Here is a 14,602-nt window from a genome sequence, read left to right as displayed (position 1 = left end):
TTAATAATAAAACCTAAATATTTGATTTATTTAGGTTTTTTGTTTTTGGGGCCTATATACCCAAAAAACTAGCAGAATGACCGCAACAGCGGCACAAGCTCCAGAGAAAAGGAACGCTGCCGTTGGGCCACTAATTTCGTATAGCCACCCAAATATCAATGAGGCAGGAAGCAACATTATTCCTGAGCTCAAATTGAACCATCCAAAAGCAGTTCCAGTTAATCCACTTGGCGCTAAATCAGCAACCAATGCCTTCTCAACCCCCTCAGTTGCAGCTTTAAATAATCCATAGAGTGCAAATAATCCAAAAAGCCAAGAAACCGTAAGGCTTGTATAGCCCATTCCTGCGTAAATCAGTGCATATGCAGCCCAGGCTATTGCAATAAAGTTTCTACGACTAAATCGATCTGAAAGGGCTGACAGCGGTGTTCCAAAAATAGTTGTAATTAAGGAGATCGTCGCCCAAAGTAGCGGAATATGTTCTTGCGAAACTCCAAGCTCCCTGGCCCTAAGCAATAAAAACATGTCAGATGAATTACTCAAAGCGAAAAGAGCGACAACTAAGATATAGCGTTTGAATTCAGGGGGGAGACCCTTCATCGACCAAGTAAATTTAGAGGGAGTTTTGCTGGCATCCCGCTTAGGCTCTTTCAAACAAAGCGCAAGAGCAACAGTAAGCACGCCCGGAATAATCGCCCAAAAGAAGATTTCACGAATAGGTACATCTTGTGAAATTAAGAGGGCTGCCAAAATGGGACCTACAACTGCGCCAGCATTATCCATTGAGCGATGTAGGCCAAAAGTAATGCCTCTTTGATTGGCGGAGACACTTTCAGCAAGAAGTGCATCGCGTGGCGAACTTCTAAGACCCTTCCCCAATCTATCAGTAAATCGAATCATTAAAACAAGTAACCATGAATTAGCCAAAGCAATGAGGGGTCTTCCTAGCCCGGCCAACATGTAGCCAAAGACAATCCATGGTTTAGTTTTCTTGGTTCTATCCACTATCACCCCCGATACGAGCTTAAAGAGGCTTGAAGTGGCTTCTGCTACCCCTTCAATGATGCCAAGTGCTTTAGGCCCAACCATCAAGACTGAGGCTAAGTACAAGGGCATCAAGGGATACAGCATTTCACTAGCGGAGTCATTAACGAAGCTAATAAGCCCGATCAACCAAACAGTCCTTGGAAGTGAAAAGAGTGTTTTAAACATGACGAATCAATTTAGCATCAATTTCAAGATAAAGAAAATAGCCTTGCTTTGTCACAATTGCTTGAATCCGTCGGCGATACATCGTAGGATCAACTTGTTCACATATTTAAAGAAAAGACACAGGAAAAGACATGAGTCAAAAGAAATTAGTAAAGCAGTTAATGAAAAAACTCGACAAGCTAGAGTCCGACCGCGAGAAGTTAATCGACAAGCTTGCCAAAGCCCTTGATAAGCTAGAAGAGAAAGAGGCTACTAAAAAAATTGGGGCCAAGAAAAAGGTAGTTAAGAAAGAAACCGTCAAGAAGGCGCCTACAAAGAAAGTTCCTAGAAAAAAACCTGTGGTGAAGAAAAAACCGTCTACGCCAAATCCCGCCGCTGAATCGCAATCTTGAGTATGGCAAAGGTCCAAAAATTAGAATTTCAGGATTCTAATTACGAGGCAGAGCTAAGACTTTTGCAAATAGAGTTAGTAAAGGTCCAACGTCAAATTATCTCTAGCGGGTCAAAACTTCTCATTATTTTGGAGGGGCGTGATACTGCGGGTAAGGATGGCACTATTAAGTGCATAACCGAACACCTAAGTCCACGCGAAACCCACGTTGTTGCTCTTGGCATACCTACTACGCGCGAATCTGGAGAGTGGTACTTTCAACGTTATGTAGCTGAACTCCCCTCCTCTGGTGAAATCATTCTCTTCAATCGTAGCTGGTACAACCGAGCTGGAGTTGAGAGGGTGATGGGGTTTTGCACAGACCTTCAGTACAAGCTATTTATGGATTCGGTAAATGAGTTTGAGGGCTTATTGGTCAGCTCTGGAATTCAAATTATTAAATACTATTTAGATATTGATAAAAAGGAACAAGCAAAGCGCTTGGAGAGCAGAAAAACTGACCCATTAAAACAATGGAAAATTAGTCCAATAGATGAGCAGGCTCAAAAACAATGGAAAGCTTATAGTGTAGCTAGAGACCTCATGCTGAAAAAAACGAGCTCTGCCGATGCGCCCTGGACAGTAGTTCATGCTAATAACAAAAAACTGACCCACCTTAATCTGATTCGAGATTTGTTAAGCAGAATCAGCTATCCAAATAAAGATAAAAAGCTTTTGAAGATAGATGCAGAAATTGTGATGCCATGCCCTCCGCTTGGTAAAAAGCTGCCAAAGGTAGCGCCTTAAGCGATCTTAAGAAAAGAATTGCATAGCCTCAGCAACTACTAGTTCCGGCATCTCTTCGGGGATGTAATGACCGCATGGCACAGATTTGCCGGAGACCTCATTTGCTACCTTTTTCCAGTCGTCTAAAGGTTTAAAGCACTTATTCACCAGCCCATGCTCACCCCAAAGAACGTGTAGTGGCATTTGGAGAATCTTCCCAGCTTCGCGATCAGCCCGATCATGAACTAAATCAATCGTAGCCGCCGCACGATAATCTTCACACATCGCATGCATACTCTGCGGATTACTAGCGCCTGCTAAATATTCCAACCAGCGATCAGGGGTGAATATCCCAGTCCCCGCATGTCGACCCATATGATTCTTTAACCAGTATTCAGGATTGGCACCAATCATGGTTTCCGGGACTGGTTCTGGCTGAATTAAAAAGAACCAATGCCAGTAACCTTTTGCAAACTCCATGGTTGTGTTTTCATACATGCACAGTGTTGGAGAAATATCTAAGACCATCAACTTCTGAATGCTACCTGGGTGGTCCATCGCCATGCGATGTGAAACTCGTCCACCACGATCATGCCCCAAGAGAAAAAATTGTTCATGACCTAAAGCTTTCATGAGCGCAACTTGGTCGGCTGCCATAGCGCGTTTTGAGTATGTTGTATGGTCAGGCTTGCCATGAGGCTTGGATGATGCGCCGTAACCTCGTAAATCTGCAGTAACCACTGTGTAGTGCTTGGCTAGTGCTGGGGCAACCTGATGCCATATAGCTTTAGTTTGAGGAAATCCATGCAAAAGGAGTAATGCTGGACCAGTGCCGCCCACCTGGCATGCAATTTCAATCGGACCATCATCTGATGTAACAGTGATGAGTATTTGCTCAAAGCCCGGTAAAGGAACTGCCATATTTGTCTTGCTTAACGATCAGCAACTGCTTGAATTTCAGCTACCGTCAAATATCCCTTATTGCCAGAATCAATGTAGCTGAAATGATCATAGATGCGTGGCATGCACCCTTTAGCCTCAGCTTTAGTTAGCTTGCCGTCATGATTGGCATCGCATTTAGCAAAGCGCTGAGCAATCTCTTGATTCTTGGTGGCATCGTCAGCGATAGCCGAGATTGGCGTCAACAATATTGCAACTGTCAAAACTAAGAGTGTAAAGATTACTTTCATGTTCAATCCTTATCGTCCGGTAGGAGTTGGGTTGGTAGAAGTTTCCATTGCTACGAGAACCACTTTTTTGGCCATTTCAATAAATGAATTCACTGAACCAGAACCTGTTCTAAACGATTCACCTTGAATAGTGACTAAACCCTCTCCTAATAACTCCTTAGATTGACTATCGGTAATTTTGCTTTCGACCAACAAAGCTGGAGTTTTTGAATTTACGCCTCCTGCATAAGCTGCAGCATTGGCTGCCAAACCAATTGGGGTGAAGTTCCAGGGCTGAAGACTATCGGCCTGACTTTCAGCACCGGTGATACCAACGGTAATGCGAGCAACACCAGGTCCAGGGGCATTCACAATACGAATATTTCCACGAGAATTGACTGCTGCCACCATTGAGTCTTGCAAGGTGATTTGCGCTTGAGAAATCGCCTCAGCACTGACCTCTTTTGTCGCACTCTGATTTAGGTAAATGGGATCCAATATTACCGCTGTATACGCGGAAGGATTAACACCTGAAACACGGTATCTCCAAATGCGAACATCGGATTGACTGGTGGCCATTGGCACCAACACAGAGTAATTTGGCAAAAAGCCAGATCTTGGCATTGGCTCAGAAGCAAGCTTTGGTGTGTTACTACAAGCGGCCAGCAGAACAGCTGCTGATAGTGATGCTGCTACAAAATGGAATTTACGCATGATGCCTTCTTTAAGTGATGCACATTAGTCTGGTGATGGACATGGCAACATGCCACCGGTTTTTTTATGAAGCTGAGGTTTGCAATCGGTTTGAGGTGAAGTTGTAACTGATGATGTCTTTGCTGCCGATGATGGCGTGGATGAATTTGGATTGACTGGAGCATCTACAGCTAAGACTGCGGTACCAGTAGAGACAGCGGCTGGAGCTGGTTTGGCTGGCTCTAAACCCACTGAACGATAAAACGATTTATCCGTTCCTGGACATGGCATTACAGCACCAGTCTTTGGATTGATTACATCCTTACATTGCGGATTTGCTTCAAGTCTAGCCTCTAATTTAGTGACCGTACAGGCTGAGAGCATCAAGCTACCAAGTATCGTAACAATGTATAGCCTGGTATTTGAGCGCATAAGTTTTAGTGAGCCAAAATCTTTGAGAGAAAATCTTTAGCACGATGCGATCTAGCATCTGGATTGCCGAAGAATTCATCTTTGCTGCAGTCCTCGAGAATGCGACCTTGATCCATGAAAATGACACGGTTACTCACCTTGCGTGCAAATCCCATTTCATGGGTCACGCAGCACATGGTCATGCCTTCATTGGCCAGTTTAACCATGACATCCAATACTTCACCCACCATTTCTGGGTCGAGCGCAGAGGTTGGCTCATCAAAGAGCATCACAATCGGATCCATACTCAAAGCTCGTGCAATCGCCACGCGCTGCTGTTGACCGCCTGACAGTTGGCCCGGAAACTTATCCTTATGAGTAATCAAACCAACACGCTCTAAATATTTAAGGCCGTGGGTCTTGGCCTCATCAGCCGAACGGCCAAGCACCTTCATTTGAGCCAAAGTGAGGTTCTCAGTAATGCTCAGATGCGGAAAGAGTTCAAAGTGTTGGAATACCATCCCTACCCTTGCTCTTAACTTAGGAAGATTAGTTTTGGAGTCATGCAAACGAATGCCATCAACAATGATCTCACCAGCCTGAAATGGTTCTAGAGCGTTAATCGTCTTGATCAGCGTTGATTTACCAGAACCAGACGGCCCACAAATTACAACGACCTCGCCTTTTTGAATAGAGGTGCTGCAATCAGTAAGGACCTGAAAGTCGCCGTACCACTTCGAAACGTTTTGAAGTTCAATCATGATGATTTAGAAATAGTGTGCATTAAAAAGAATTAGCGAATGATTGCTACTTTGGATTGGACTTTTCTCACGATTTTTGAAAGCGAGAAGCAAATAATGAAATACGTAAAAGCAGCCAAGATATAGGTCTCCATTGGGCGACCATAGTTCTTACCGGCAATTTCAAAGCCCTTTAGTAAGTCATAGGCGCCGATTGCATAAACCAAGGAGGTATCTTGAAACAAGATGATGGTCTGCGTCATAAAGACCGGAATCATGTTTCTAAAGGCTTGCGGCAAGACAATAAAGCGCATGTTCTGACCGTATGTCATACCTAATGCCTGGGCTGCATAGCCCTGACCTTTTGGCACTGACTGAATACCAGCTCGCACAATCTCAGAGAAGAATGCGCCTTCAAATGCAATAAAGGTAATCGTTGCTGATAAGTCTGCACCTATCGGGCGACCAATCAACATCGGAATTAATAAGAAGAACCAGAGAATTACCATGACCAAGGGAATGGAGCGCATGGTGTTGACGTAAATCGTTGCTGGATAGGCCAGGCTTGGCTTGCCTGACAAACGCATCAAGGCCAAGAAAGTACCAAACAGGATTCCACCAACGGTAGCAATCACCGTCAGCTGCACACTAAACAACATGCCCTTCATGATGTAGTTGGTGAAGAGTTCCCAGTTATAAAAACTGAGGTCTAGGCTCAGCATGATGTCACCATGAAATGATTAATTCGATTCATTTAGTGAGCCGCCGCTTCTGTATTGGCAACAATGAATCCGGGAATGCGGGAACGCTTTTCAATATGTGCCATCACCCGATTGATCGCAAATGCAGATAATGCATAAAGTAATGTCACTGCGAGGTATATCTCAACACCGTGAGAGGTTTCTTCTTGTGCTTGCATCGCAAATAATGTGAGCTCTGGAACAGATACCGCAAATGCTACGGATGAATTCTTAATGAGGTTCATGCTCTCTGATGTCAGGGGTGGGATGACGATACGCAATGCCATTGGTAAGATAATGTAACGATAGCTCTGAAAAGTCGTTAAGCCCAATGCTGTTGCTGCAGCTTTTTGACCAGAAGGTAATGATTGAATACCTGCCCTCACCTGTTCAGCAATCCGCGCCGAGGTGAAGAAGCCCAGTGCAATACTGACCAATAAATAGGATGGAAAGGCCTTTAATGGTGGAATGAATGCGGGGATGACGTGATACCAAAGAAAAACTTGTACCAAGATCGGAATATTTCTAAAGAGCTCAACCCAGGCGGTAGAAAAACGCACCAGAAAACGATTAAGCGCAGTCTCGGGAGGCAATGTTCGCAAGGTACCCATGACAGCGCCAAGCGTTAAAGCAATCAGCAAACCGAGCCCTGCCACAGCCAGGGTCCAGCCCCAGGCTTTCATAAGCCAGTCTAGATAGCTAGGGTCAGCATTTTGACCAATCCCTAATAAAGCGGAGAAGCAGTGATCAACCACTTCTCCATCTAAGGTACTTTTACAAAAGATTCCTAAATCCATAAATCCAATCGCTTAGATATTTACTGAACTGTTTATCGGCGATCTCAATTACTTCTTGTTGTAGTCTTCGGCAGGTTTATCGTTCAAGTTTGCCCAAGCATTTTTAGTTGCTGGTGATAACTCAAGTCCAACGACAATATTCTTTGGGGGGATAGGAGCCAAGAACCACTTGTTCCACAAGCCAGGCATTTTGCCATTTGCAACAATCTTCGCGATCGCAGCATTAACGGCAGCTTTAAATTCTGGATCATCTTTACGAACCATGATGGCGATAGGTTCAGTGCTCAGCACTTCACCAACAATCTTGTAATCTTTTGGATTTTTAGAGTTAGCGATATTACCTGCCAGAATTGAGCCATCCATTACGAATGCATCAGCACGACCAGACTCAAGCAATAAGAAACTGTCAGCATGGTCTTTACCAAATACTTCATCAAAGTTCACGCCATTTGCTCTCTCATGCTTACGTAATAGCTGAACAGATGTTGTACCTGTTGTAGTAGCGACTTTCTTACCATTAAGTTGTGCAATCGAAGTAATACCAGAGTTTGCCTTTACTGCAATGCGCACTTCTTCAACATACAAGGTATTGGCAAAGCCAACGTCTTTTGCGCGAGCCGTATTATTCGTGGTTGTACCGCACTCAATATCTACTGTGCCGTTTTGCACCAAAGGTACACGGTTCTGTGAAGTTACTGGCTGATAGTTGATTCGCAAAGTGCTCATGCCGAGCTTGTCCTTAATATCACCCAAGATCATGCGGCAAACTTCAACGTGGTAACCGTCAAAACGGCTGTCACCAGTTGTATACGACATCGGAATAGATGATTCGCGCACACCCATAGTGACAGCACCGGTAGATTTAATTTTGTCCATCGTAGCGCTTGCAGCTTGTGCACTGATAGCGCTAATAAATAGACCAGCGACCAGGCCTGCTTTAATCAAAGATTTGCTCTTCATCGTTTTCTCCTGTTTTCTACTTCTATAAAGGTTTGGCAAAACTGCCACATCTGCATTTATAGCAAATTTATGATGGGTAAAGGCGTATTAAATACCGCTTTTGAGGCTTTTTTAGAGGATTAGTCTTCTAAGTAGGCTAAAACTAGGGTATTGGAGAATTTGGCCTGCCCAGCACGATTCGAACGTGCGACCTACGCCTTAGAAGGGCGTTGCTCTATCCAGCTGAGCTATAGGCAGTATGAGTGCACTGGGACTGATTGAAACAACTAATAGAGTAAGTGGTCGGAGTACAAGGATTCGAACCTTGGACCCCCTGCTCCCAAAGCAGGTGCGCTACCAGGCTGCGCTACACTCCGACGGAATCAATATTCTACACCGACAGGGCTATTTGAGGCAAATCCTGTAAGATTCGAGGCATGGTTGCCTATTTTTCCAGCAGATTCACAAAGCAAATTCAAGCTACTTTAGCAGTCGCTTTGCTCTTGGTTTGCATGATTGGAACCCACTCGATTGGCTTTGCCCACAGCATTTCACATGTAACGGTTCAACAGCAGGCTGTTACCCAGGCTTCCTCCAGTGAAATTGCATCTACATTCAGTCATAGTTCAGACACATGCCATCTTTTTGATGCCTTAACCTTAGCCGGTTTTATTCCTGATGCATCTACGCAGACTATGGCTGCTGAGCTTGCTAAACCTATATTTGATTTCCCACTTCATTTTGTTTTCGAGCAAGCCGCTCCATCGGCTTATCAATCCCGCGCTCCACCCACCCTCATCCTTTAAGACTAGTGCCAGCCGATTCGGTCAGGCATACCCCGTTTTAATCGTCACCATTTTTGGTGATCTTGGATGAAATATGAAACACAGGCATTACCCCCTTCAGAAATTAGTATTGATATTGCTGGCAATATTGCTGAGTAATCTTGCATGGTCGCAAAGTGATGCTGAGCCAGCTTTGCAATTAAATGTCAGTGGCGTTCGCGATGATGGGCAGGGATTCTTATCGCCAAATAAGGTGCTTTCTGGTGATGAGCTGCAAAATAAACTCAGCGGCACCCTTGGTGCAACCCTTGCAAATGAATTGGGTGTGTCTGCAACTGGCTATGGTGCTGGTGCGTCTAGGCCTGTTATCCGCGGATTAGAAGGTGCGCGGGTTCAGATTTTGCAAAACGGTTTATCTGTGGGTGATGTATCGAGCATTTCAGCCGACCATGCTGTTGCAAATCCAATGCAAAACACCCATCAGATTGAAATTCTGCGCGGTGCCTCTGCACTCATGTATGGTTCTGGCTCTAGTGGCGGCCTGGTTAACGTGGTTAATGATCGCATTGTGACTTCAATGCCTGATGCACTATCGGGAGCAATTAATACCAGCTATGAAACTGCTAACCAAGGCAAAACTGGCAACCTTGAGTTAGATGGGCCTGCAGGACCGCTTGCATTGCATCTAGACTCCACAATCAGTAATTCGAATAATTACCGTATTCCTGGGTATGCTGAACAAGGCGGACCTAATGCGAACTGGGCAATTAATCCGACTGCGCCACCAGTAAACATTCCTTATAGCGGAAAACTGCCCTTCTCTTATAGTAACCAGAATAGCCTTGGGCTTGGAGCATCCTATTTAAGGTCTGATGGTTATACCGGCATTTCTTTAGAGCGTATGAACCACAACTATGGCATACCCACTGCTGAAGGTGGCTTTATTCAGCAATCTCAAAATCGATATGACTTTGCCCATCAAACGAATGATCCTTTTGATGGTTTCTCATCAATTAAAGTCAGCGCTGCTAATACAAACTATCAACATACAGAATTTACCAATAATGGTGTTGCCTCAACGCAATGGAACAATACCGCCACTGAGGCACGCCTAGAACTGGCCCATAAAGAATTACTAGGATCTCGAGGTGTCATTGGTGCGCAACTCACTGGATCAACATTAAATGCAATAGATCTCAGCACTAATAACTATGCAATCGTTCCACAAACAAAATCCAATTCAAGCGCATTATTTTGGGTTGAGGAAGGTCGATACGGAGCATTAAAGACTAATCTAGGTGCTCGCTATAACTATGCTGCCCAGAACCCCAATTCAGCAACTCAATTTCCGAACCCAGGTTCTCAAGGCTTTCAGCCTAATAGTTACGGACCACCAACTATTCAAAACCGACAATTTAATTTGATGTCCTACTCCGCTGGAGGTATGGTTGATGTCACAAGAGGTTATGGCATAGGTCTAGCGTATACGGTTTCACAAAGAGCACCAACACCACAGGAGCTTTACTCGTATGGCCCGCATGACTCTACAGCAACATTTGATATTGGTAATTCAAATTTAGGCACAGAGACTTCCCATAATATTGAGCTAAGCTTTCAAAAAACATTAGGGCTCATTCGTAGCAAAGTGAGCTTGTATCGTAATCAATTCACGAACTACATCTATGGTTTCTATACAGGCTCATACAGTGCGACGAATGATAACTTTTCAGTTGTACAAGCATCGCAGGCCAATGCCAATATTCGGGGTGCTGAAGGTGAGCTGACGTATAACTGGAACCAAACAGGTATTGGTGGTCGTGTATTTGGCGATGTTTTACAAGGTAGCTTTAATGCCGGCGGCAACTTGCCACTTCAACCAGCGCCAAGACTGGGCACAGAATTGGCTTATCAACGAGAGGGTTGGTTAACCAGCGCGACCTATATCTACAGCTATCAACAAAATAGATTAGCAAGCTGGGAGATTGGACCCACCCCTAGTTACAACCTCTTAAATGCCAACCTGTCATATACAGAGCGTATTGGTAAAATCAATTGGACTGGCTACCTGTCCCTGAAGAATCTCCTGAATGAAGAGATTCGTTATGCAACATCACCGATGGCTGTGAGACTCTATGCACCCCAATCTGGAAGAAGTCTAATGGTCGGTGTTAGAGCGGCGTTTTAAAGAAATTTTAAGTACCGAAGATAAATAAAGCTGAGCATACCCGATCCCAAGATCACGAATACGGGATTAATCTTAGTTTTAAAAATTAAGTATAAAGTGAGTAATCCTAATACAGACGTTATGGGGCTAATGATGGATGCCTTGGCTACCGCATAAACTCCAGATGACATTAGCCCGATAGATATGGGCTCAAGCGCATCCTGAATGGAGCGTCGCCACGGGTTATCAGCAAAATGACCCCATAACCGGCCTACGTAAAAACATAAAATACTAGACGGCACAAAAAATGCTATCAGTACAACACCCGCCCCGACTAATCCCGCCACCTTAAAGCCGATGATTAAAACCATCAACATGTTTGGTCCTGGCGCTACTTGCCCAATACTGTAAATATGAACAAATTGAGTGTGATCAATATGGAATTGTTGGGCTAATAGTGTTTGCATCTCCGGCAACACGGCAGTACCACCACCAACAGCCAGGATAGATAAAAGACTGAAAGCAACTACGAGTTGTATTATTAAACTCATCTTGTTGATTTCGGCCTGTATAAATAAATTGAAATTGGCGCCATGATCAACAGCACTATCGGCAAGGATAGCTTTGCAATACTCATTAAACCAAAGGTGCATGCAATAATAACCAGAGATTTAAGATGCTTCCAATGTTGATCACCGATTCGGTATGTGATGGCCGCTAACAAACCACAGGCACCAGCGGCTATTCCAGTCAATAACATGTTGGCTAAAGGATGATCATTATTATTTGTATAGGCAATACCAACAATCAAGACAAATGCTGATCCTGGCATGATCAGACCAATGACAGAAACCACTGCACCCCAAATGCCCCGCAAATGATCCCCCGCAAGCACTGCTAGATTGACTGAATTTAATCCAGGCATAGTTTGACTAATGGCCAAAAAACCCATGAATTCATCCGTACTGAGCCATTTACGTTTATCAATAAGCAAAATTCGTTCATAGGCAATGATTCCGCCGCCGAAACTCACTGCACCAATGATTAAAAACTGAATAAAGAGCTCATAAAGAGTAGGCTCTAGAGCTTGTGCACTTGGTTCGCCCAAACTCATTCAGGCTTTCCATAAATTAAGGCAGTTTTAGTACTACCAATCTCAAGCCATTGAGAAAGTTCGATCTGAAGCTTTTCAAAGAATTTGTCTGCCCTCTTATGAGCCTTAATTGGTGAACGATTCTCATCATTTACCCGATATGAAAAGGCTAGCTCGCCAACTATAGGATCTCCAGCACTTTTCATCCAAATAGCAATATCACAGTGCGCTTGAACGCCATCCCCAAAAACAAGATTTCCTAATGGCAAGCAAGCCTCAAGAATCTTATTGGTTGAGCCTCCTACAATTCGTAAAGGAGATTTCTTATCAATAGAGAGCTTAGCAAGGCCTGGAAAAAATTTACTTACACTACTGAGGGATCTATCAAAAAGATCGTCTATTGGAACAGCGTCCAAAATTGCATTATTTGAGTAGATTTGACGATGTGAACCGATCTCATCACCTCGTAGTATTTCCTCTTTGAAGCGTATTCGCGATTTAATTTTCTTTTGAGGTGAAGGATTAAATTGAGACGCTTTATTCATATCATGGGTTCTACACTTCAGTGTGACTTCAGCATAATCATCTACCCAAACATTTTGACGTGACTCCCTTACGCGTAAAATAATATTATTTAGCCGAAACTCTTCGCCCGGAGTGTCATAAAAATAAACATTACGTAAGCCCGTATTGGCATTATCAAGATGAAAAAAATCCACCTTATTCTTCTTGCAGAACTTAAGAATTTGTTCGCTAAGCTCAGTAATCTTACTGCGACGATCTAATCCTTTTGGCTTAATCAGCAGCTTGAATTCCCGGTTGGTAATTGATGGATGAATCTTTTTCAAAATAACCCCTTCTTTTTAATGAGATTATCACCATCCAGAAAGATTTAATAGACCTCAGGAACGTACATCTCTGGTGGAACTGGTCCACGCAAGTAATCAGGATTATGAACTCGAGCCGGCAACGTGATAACTGGATGATCAATTTCCTTGTAAGGAATTTGATTCAATAGGTGGGTAATGCAGTTTAAACGTGCTTTTTTCTTATCATTTGCTGCCACAACCCACCAAGGAGCTTCTGGAATATGCGTTCTTTCGAGCATCGTTTCCTTGGCCTTGGTGTACTGCTCCCATAAACGACGTGCCTCTAGATCCATAGGGCTCAACTTCCACTGCTTCAGTGGGTCATGGATGCGCATCATGAATCGGTTGTACTGCTCATCATCGGAAATGGAGAACCAGTACTTAATCAGAATAACTCCCGAGCGAATCATCATGCGCTCTAGATCTGGAACTGTTCTCAAAAACTCTTCATATTCTTGGTCTGTGCAGAATCCCATAACCTTCTCAACGCCCGCACGGTTATACCAACTACGGTCAAATAGGACTATCTCGCCACCAGCAGGTAAATGTGAGATGTATCTTTGAAAATACCACTGTGTTTTCTCTCGTTCGTTTGGTGCAGGTAAAGCTACAACCTTACAAACACGTGGATTTAATCTCTGAGTGATACGTTTAATAGCGCCGCCCTTACCCGCTGAGTCTCGGCCCTCAAATAGCACAGCAACTTTGACTTTATTGGCCACAACCCAGTCTTGTAACTTTACAAGTTCACCCTGTAATCTGAAGAGCTCCCTGAAGTACACATTACGAGAAACTTGGGAGCCAGCATCACCATCAGCAGAGAGGCGATCATCATCAAGCTCCATTTCGAGCTCTTCATCCATGCTGTCAAGAATCTCTTCTTGAGCACGCTGGTACCACTCTGCCATCTCTTTATGCTTGGAGGTCATATTAATTCCGTTGGATTTCTCTGAGTTTACGCCTGAAATAATGTCATTTTTATTACAGATTACTTAGGATTAGCCCCGCTTAAATAGCTTGAGATTTGTTCATGACTGTGAAGGGCAAGCCATTTTCTATCCCTAGGCTGCTGAGGTGAGGCCCCAGGGGGTGGAAAAAGGGTTAATTCGACAATCAGATTCCGGTGTTTGAGGATATTGCTCATGGACTCTAAAAGTCCCATATCTCCTACAAATGCTGGTACATCAGAACGGAGTTCGGTGATCTTAGATAGGTATCGAATTGCTATGCTGTAAACAGGTACATCAGCCATGACCGCAGACTCGAAAAAGTTGGGCTTAAACGGTCTTACGCTTTTACCATCGGTTGAAGTGCCCTCAGGAAAGATGCAAACAGACTCTGATTGCAAGACCTCGCTGATTGATCCTACAACAAAATGAGCGTGCCTTGAACTATCACGTTTAATGAACACGGTGCCTAATTGCTTTGCCATCCAACCAAATATCGGCCAATTCTCAACCTCTGATTTAGCAACGAATCGAATCGGCTTAAATGCATTGATCGCATGAATATCTATCCAGGAAATATGATTTGATGAAAGCAGATAAGAATCGCTAGGAAGGATATTTGGGTTTGTAACTCTCAATTCGATACCAAATATTTTGAGTAAACGTACTGACCACTTTTGAATATGGAAACGCTTAGTTTGTGAAGTGGCAGACGGAAATACGATAAAAAGTGTGACCACTCCGGAAATGACATGCGCCCAAATAGCCAACCAAAGGCCAAAACGGATAAGAAATGGAGTTTGCTTTTCAGTAATTGCTTGATCAATGCTCATATTCCTTACCAATATAAATCAATGTTCCAAAAGTACCACAGTCATCAAACTGAC

18 protein-coding genes and 2 tRNA genes are annotated in these 14,602 nt (G+C 43.8%); 4 read left to right on the top strand and 16 right to left on the bottom strand.

Annotation, left to right across the window (positions count from 1 at the left end):
* Window positions 1-30: 30 nt before the first annotated feature.
* Window positions 31-1,212 carry an MFS transporter gene (locus A8O14_RS05110; RefSeq protein WP_068948536.1) on the bottom strand — a complete coding sequence of 394 codons (1,182 nt, stop codon included), beginning with the start codon at window positions 1,210-1,212 and terminating at the stop codon, window positions 31-33.
* 131 nt (window positions 1,213-1,343) lie between these two features.
* Here A8O14_RS05110 and A8O14_RS05105 point away from each other — a divergent pair, with 131 nt between their 5' ends.
* The gene (locus A8O14_RS05105) at window positions 1,344-1,604 is read left to right on the top strand and encodes a serine/threonine protein kinase (RefSeq protein WP_068948535.1); all 261 of its coding nucleotides are present in this window, start codon (window positions 1,344-1,346) and stop codon (window positions 1,602-1,604) included.
* Between the two features lie 2 nt (window positions 1,605-1,606).
* Window positions 1,607-2,389, top strand: coding sequence for a polyphosphate kinase 2 (gene ppk2, locus A8O14_RS05100; RefSeq protein ID WP_068948534.1), 783 nt, complete (start codon window positions 1,607-1,609; stop codon window positions 2,387-2,389).
* 6 nt (window positions 2,390-2,395) lie between these two features.
* Here the strand turns inward: ppk2 (A8O14_RS05100) and A8O14_RS05095 are convergent, their stop codons facing one another.
* From A8O14_RS05095 to A8O14_RS05050, 10 genes are all read right to left on the bottom strand, one after another.
* A complete protein-coding gene (locus tag A8O14_RS05095; RefSeq protein ID WP_068948533.1) occupies window positions 2,396-3,289 on the bottom strand; it encodes an alpha/beta fold hydrolase in 894 nt (297 codons plus the stop codon).
* An 11-nt stretch (window positions 3,290-3,300) separates the two neighbouring features.
* On the bottom strand, window positions 3,301-3,558 hold the full coding sequence (locus tag A8O14_RS05090) for an EF-hand domain-containing protein (RefSeq protein ID WP_068948532.1): 258 nt from the start codon (window positions 3,556-3,558) through the stop codon (window positions 3,301-3,303).
* Between the two features lie 9 nt (window positions 3,559-3,567).
* Window positions 3,568-4,251, bottom strand: coding sequence for a DUF3313 family protein (locus A8O14_RS05085; protein ID WP_068948531.1), 684 nt, complete (start codon window positions 4,249-4,251; stop codon window positions 3,568-3,570).
* Window positions 4,252-4,275: 24 nt separating this feature from the next.
* On the bottom strand, window positions 4,276-4,662 hold the full coding sequence (locus A8O14_RS05080; protein WP_068948530.1) for a hypothetical protein: 387 nt from the start codon (window positions 4,660-4,662) through the stop codon (window positions 4,276-4,278).
* 5 nt (window positions 4,663-4,667) lie between these two features.
* On the bottom strand, window positions 4,668-5,402 hold the full coding sequence (locus A8O14_RS05075; protein ID WP_068948529.1) for an amino acid ABC transporter ATP-binding protein: 735 nt from the start codon (window positions 5,400-5,402) through the stop codon (window positions 4,668-4,670).
* Window positions 5,403-5,434: 32 nt separating this feature from the next.
* Entirely contained in the window at window positions 5,435-6,106 is a 672-nt protein-coding gene (locus A8O14_RS05070) for an amino acid ABC transporter permease (protein ID WP_068948528.1), read from the bottom strand.
* A 29-nt stretch (window positions 6,107-6,135) separates the two neighbouring features.
* Window positions 6,136-6,918, bottom strand: a complete 783-nt coding sequence (locus A8O14_RS05065; protein ID WP_068948527.1) for an amino acid ABC transporter permease — start codon at window positions 6,916-6,918, stop codon at window positions 6,136-6,138.
* Between the two features lie 48 nt (window positions 6,919-6,966).
* Complete coding sequence (locus A8O14_RS05060; protein WP_068948526.1) at window positions 6,967-7,878, bottom strand: amino acid ABC transporter substrate-binding protein; 912 nt, start codon at window positions 7,876-7,878, stop codon at window positions 6,967-6,969.
* Between the two features lie 160 nt (window positions 7,879-8,038).
* Window positions 8,039-8,115, bottom strand: a tRNA-Arg gene (locus A8O14_RS05055).
* Between the two features lie 42 nt (window positions 8,116-8,157).
* Window positions 8,158-8,234, bottom strand: a tRNA-Pro gene (locus tag A8O14_RS05050).
* Window positions 8,235-8,294: 60 nt separating this feature from the next.
* Here A8O14_RS05050 and A8O14_RS05045 point away from each other — a divergent pair.
* Both A8O14_RS05045 and A8O14_RS05040 read left to right on the top strand, forming a co-directional pair.
* Window positions 8,295-8,663, top strand: a complete 369-nt coding sequence (locus tag A8O14_RS05045; RefSeq protein WP_068948525.1) for a hypothetical protein — start codon at window positions 8,295-8,297, stop codon at window positions 8,661-8,663.
* Window positions 8,664-8,736: 73 nt separating this feature from the next.
* Complete coding sequence (locus tag A8O14_RS05040) at window positions 8,737-10,827, top strand: TonB-dependent receptor (RefSeq protein ID WP_068948524.1); 2,091 nt, start codon at window positions 8,737-8,739, stop codon at window positions 10,825-10,827.
* On the opposite strand, the gene A8O14_RS05035 is transcribed toward A8O14_RS05040, so the two are convergent.
* Genes A8O14_RS05035 through A8O14_RS05015 form a run of 5 tightly spaced genes read right to left on the bottom strand, consistent with a single transcriptional unit; the run spans window position 10,824 to window position 14,548 of the window.
* Window positions 10,824-11,357 carry a chromate transporter gene (locus A8O14_RS05035; RefSeq protein WP_068948523.1) on the bottom strand — a complete coding sequence of 178 codons (534 nt, stop codon included), beginning with the start codon at window positions 11,355-11,357 and terminating at the stop codon, window positions 10,824-10,826. The genes A8O14_RS05040 and A8O14_RS05035 overlap by 4 nt on opposite strands.
* Window positions 11,354-11,920, bottom strand: coding sequence for a chromate transporter (locus A8O14_RS05030; protein WP_068948522.1), 567 nt, complete (start codon window positions 11,918-11,920; stop codon window positions 11,354-11,356). The genes A8O14_RS05035 and A8O14_RS05030 overlap by 4 nt, the downstream gene beginning before the upstream one ends.
* Window positions 11,917-12,747 carry a hypothetical protein gene (locus tag A8O14_RS05025; protein ID WP_068948521.1) on the bottom strand — a complete coding sequence of 277 codons (831 nt, stop codon included), beginning with the start codon at window positions 12,745-12,747 and terminating at the stop codon, window positions 11,917-11,919. The genes A8O14_RS05030 and A8O14_RS05025 overlap by 4 nt, the downstream gene beginning before the upstream one ends.
* Window positions 12,748-12,791: 44 nt before the next feature.
* Window positions 12,792-13,697 carry a polyphosphate kinase 2 gene (gene ppk2 / locus A8O14_RS05020; RefSeq protein ID WP_068948520.1) on the bottom strand — a complete coding sequence of 302 codons (906 nt, stop codon included), beginning with the start codon at window positions 13,695-13,697 and terminating at the stop codon, window positions 12,792-12,794.
* Between the two features lie 59 nt (window positions 13,698-13,756).
* On the bottom strand, window positions 13,757-14,548 hold the full coding sequence (locus A8O14_RS05015; RefSeq protein WP_068948519.1) for a lysophospholipid acyltransferase family protein: 792 nt from the start codon (window positions 14,546-14,548) through the stop codon (window positions 13,757-13,759).
* Between the last annotated feature and the right edge of the window lie 54 nt (window positions 14,549-14,602).

Source organism: Polynucleobacter wuianus (genome assembly GCF_001659725.1).
Lineage (GTDB): Bacteria > Pseudomonadota > Gammaproteobacteria > Burkholderiales > Burkholderiaceae > Polynucleobacter > Polynucleobacter wuianus.
The sequence above is the reverse complement of the archived record's forward strand: the minus strand, read 5'-3'. Positions and strand labels throughout refer to the sequence as shown.

Bases quoted from the DNA above. Each gene is read 5' to 3' on its own strand.
- A8O14_RS05085 (WP_068948531.1), bottom strand. From the start codon at position 4,251: ATGCGTAAATTCCATTTTGTAGCAGCATCACTATCAGCAGCTGTTCTG.
- A8O14_RS05105 (WP_068948535.1), top strand. From the start codon at position 1,344: ATGAGTCAAAAGAAATTAGTAAAGCAGTTAATGAAAAAACTCGACAAG.
- ppk2 (WP_068948520.1), bottom strand. From the start codon at position 13,697: ATGACCTCCAAGCATAAAGAGATGGCAGAGTGGTACCAGCGTGCTCAA.
- A8O14_RS05030 (WP_068948522.1), bottom strand. From the start codon at position 11,920: ATGAGTTTGGGCGAACCAAGTGCACAAGCTCTAGAGCCTACTCTTTAT.
- A8O14_RS05015 (WP_068948519.1), bottom strand. From the start codon at position 14,548: ATGAGCATTGATCAAGCAATTACTGAAAAGCAAACTCCATTTCTTATC.
- A8O14_RS05095 (WP_068948533.1), bottom strand. From the start codon at position 3,289: ATGGCAGTTCCTTTACCGGGCTTTGAGCAAATACTCATCACTGTTACA.
- A8O14_RS05080 (WP_068948530.1), bottom strand. From the start codon at position 4,662: ATGCGCTCAAATACCAGGCTATACATTGTTACGATACTTGGTAGCTTG.
- A8O14_RS05060 (WP_068948526.1), bottom strand. From the start codon at position 7,878: ATGAAGAGCAAATCTTTGATTAAAGCAGGCCTGGTCGCTGGTCTATTT.
- A8O14_RS05110 (WP_068948536.1), bottom strand. From the start codon at position 1,212: ATGTTTAAAACACTCTTTTCACTTCCAAGGACTGTTTGGTTGATCGGG.
- A8O14_RS05090 (WP_068948532.1), bottom strand. From the start codon at position 3,558: ATGAAAGTAATCTTTACACTCTTAGTTTTGACAGTTGCAATATTGTTG.
- A8O14_RS05040 (WP_068948524.1), top strand. From the start codon at position 8,737: ATGAAACACAGGCATTACCCCCTTCAGAAATTAGTATTGATATTGCTG.
- ppk2 (WP_068948534.1), top strand. From the start codon at position 1,607: ATGGCAAAGGTCCAAAAATTAGAATTTCAGGATTCTAATTACGAGGCA.
- A8O14_RS05045 (WP_068948525.1), top strand. From the start codon at position 8,295: ATGGTTGCCTATTTTTCCAGCAGATTCACAAAGCAAATTCAAGCTACT.
- A8O14_RS05035 (WP_068948523.1), bottom strand. From the start codon at position 11,357: ATGAGTTTAATAATACAACTCGTAGTTGCTTTCAGTCTTTTATCTATC.
- A8O14_RS05065 (WP_068948527.1), bottom strand. From the start codon at position 6,918: ATGGATTTAGGAATCTTTTGTAAAAGTACCTTAGATGGAGAAGTGGTT.
- A8O14_RS05075 (WP_068948529.1), bottom strand. From the start codon at position 5,402: ATGATTGAACTTCAAAACGTTTCGAAGTGGTACGGCGACTTTCAGGTC.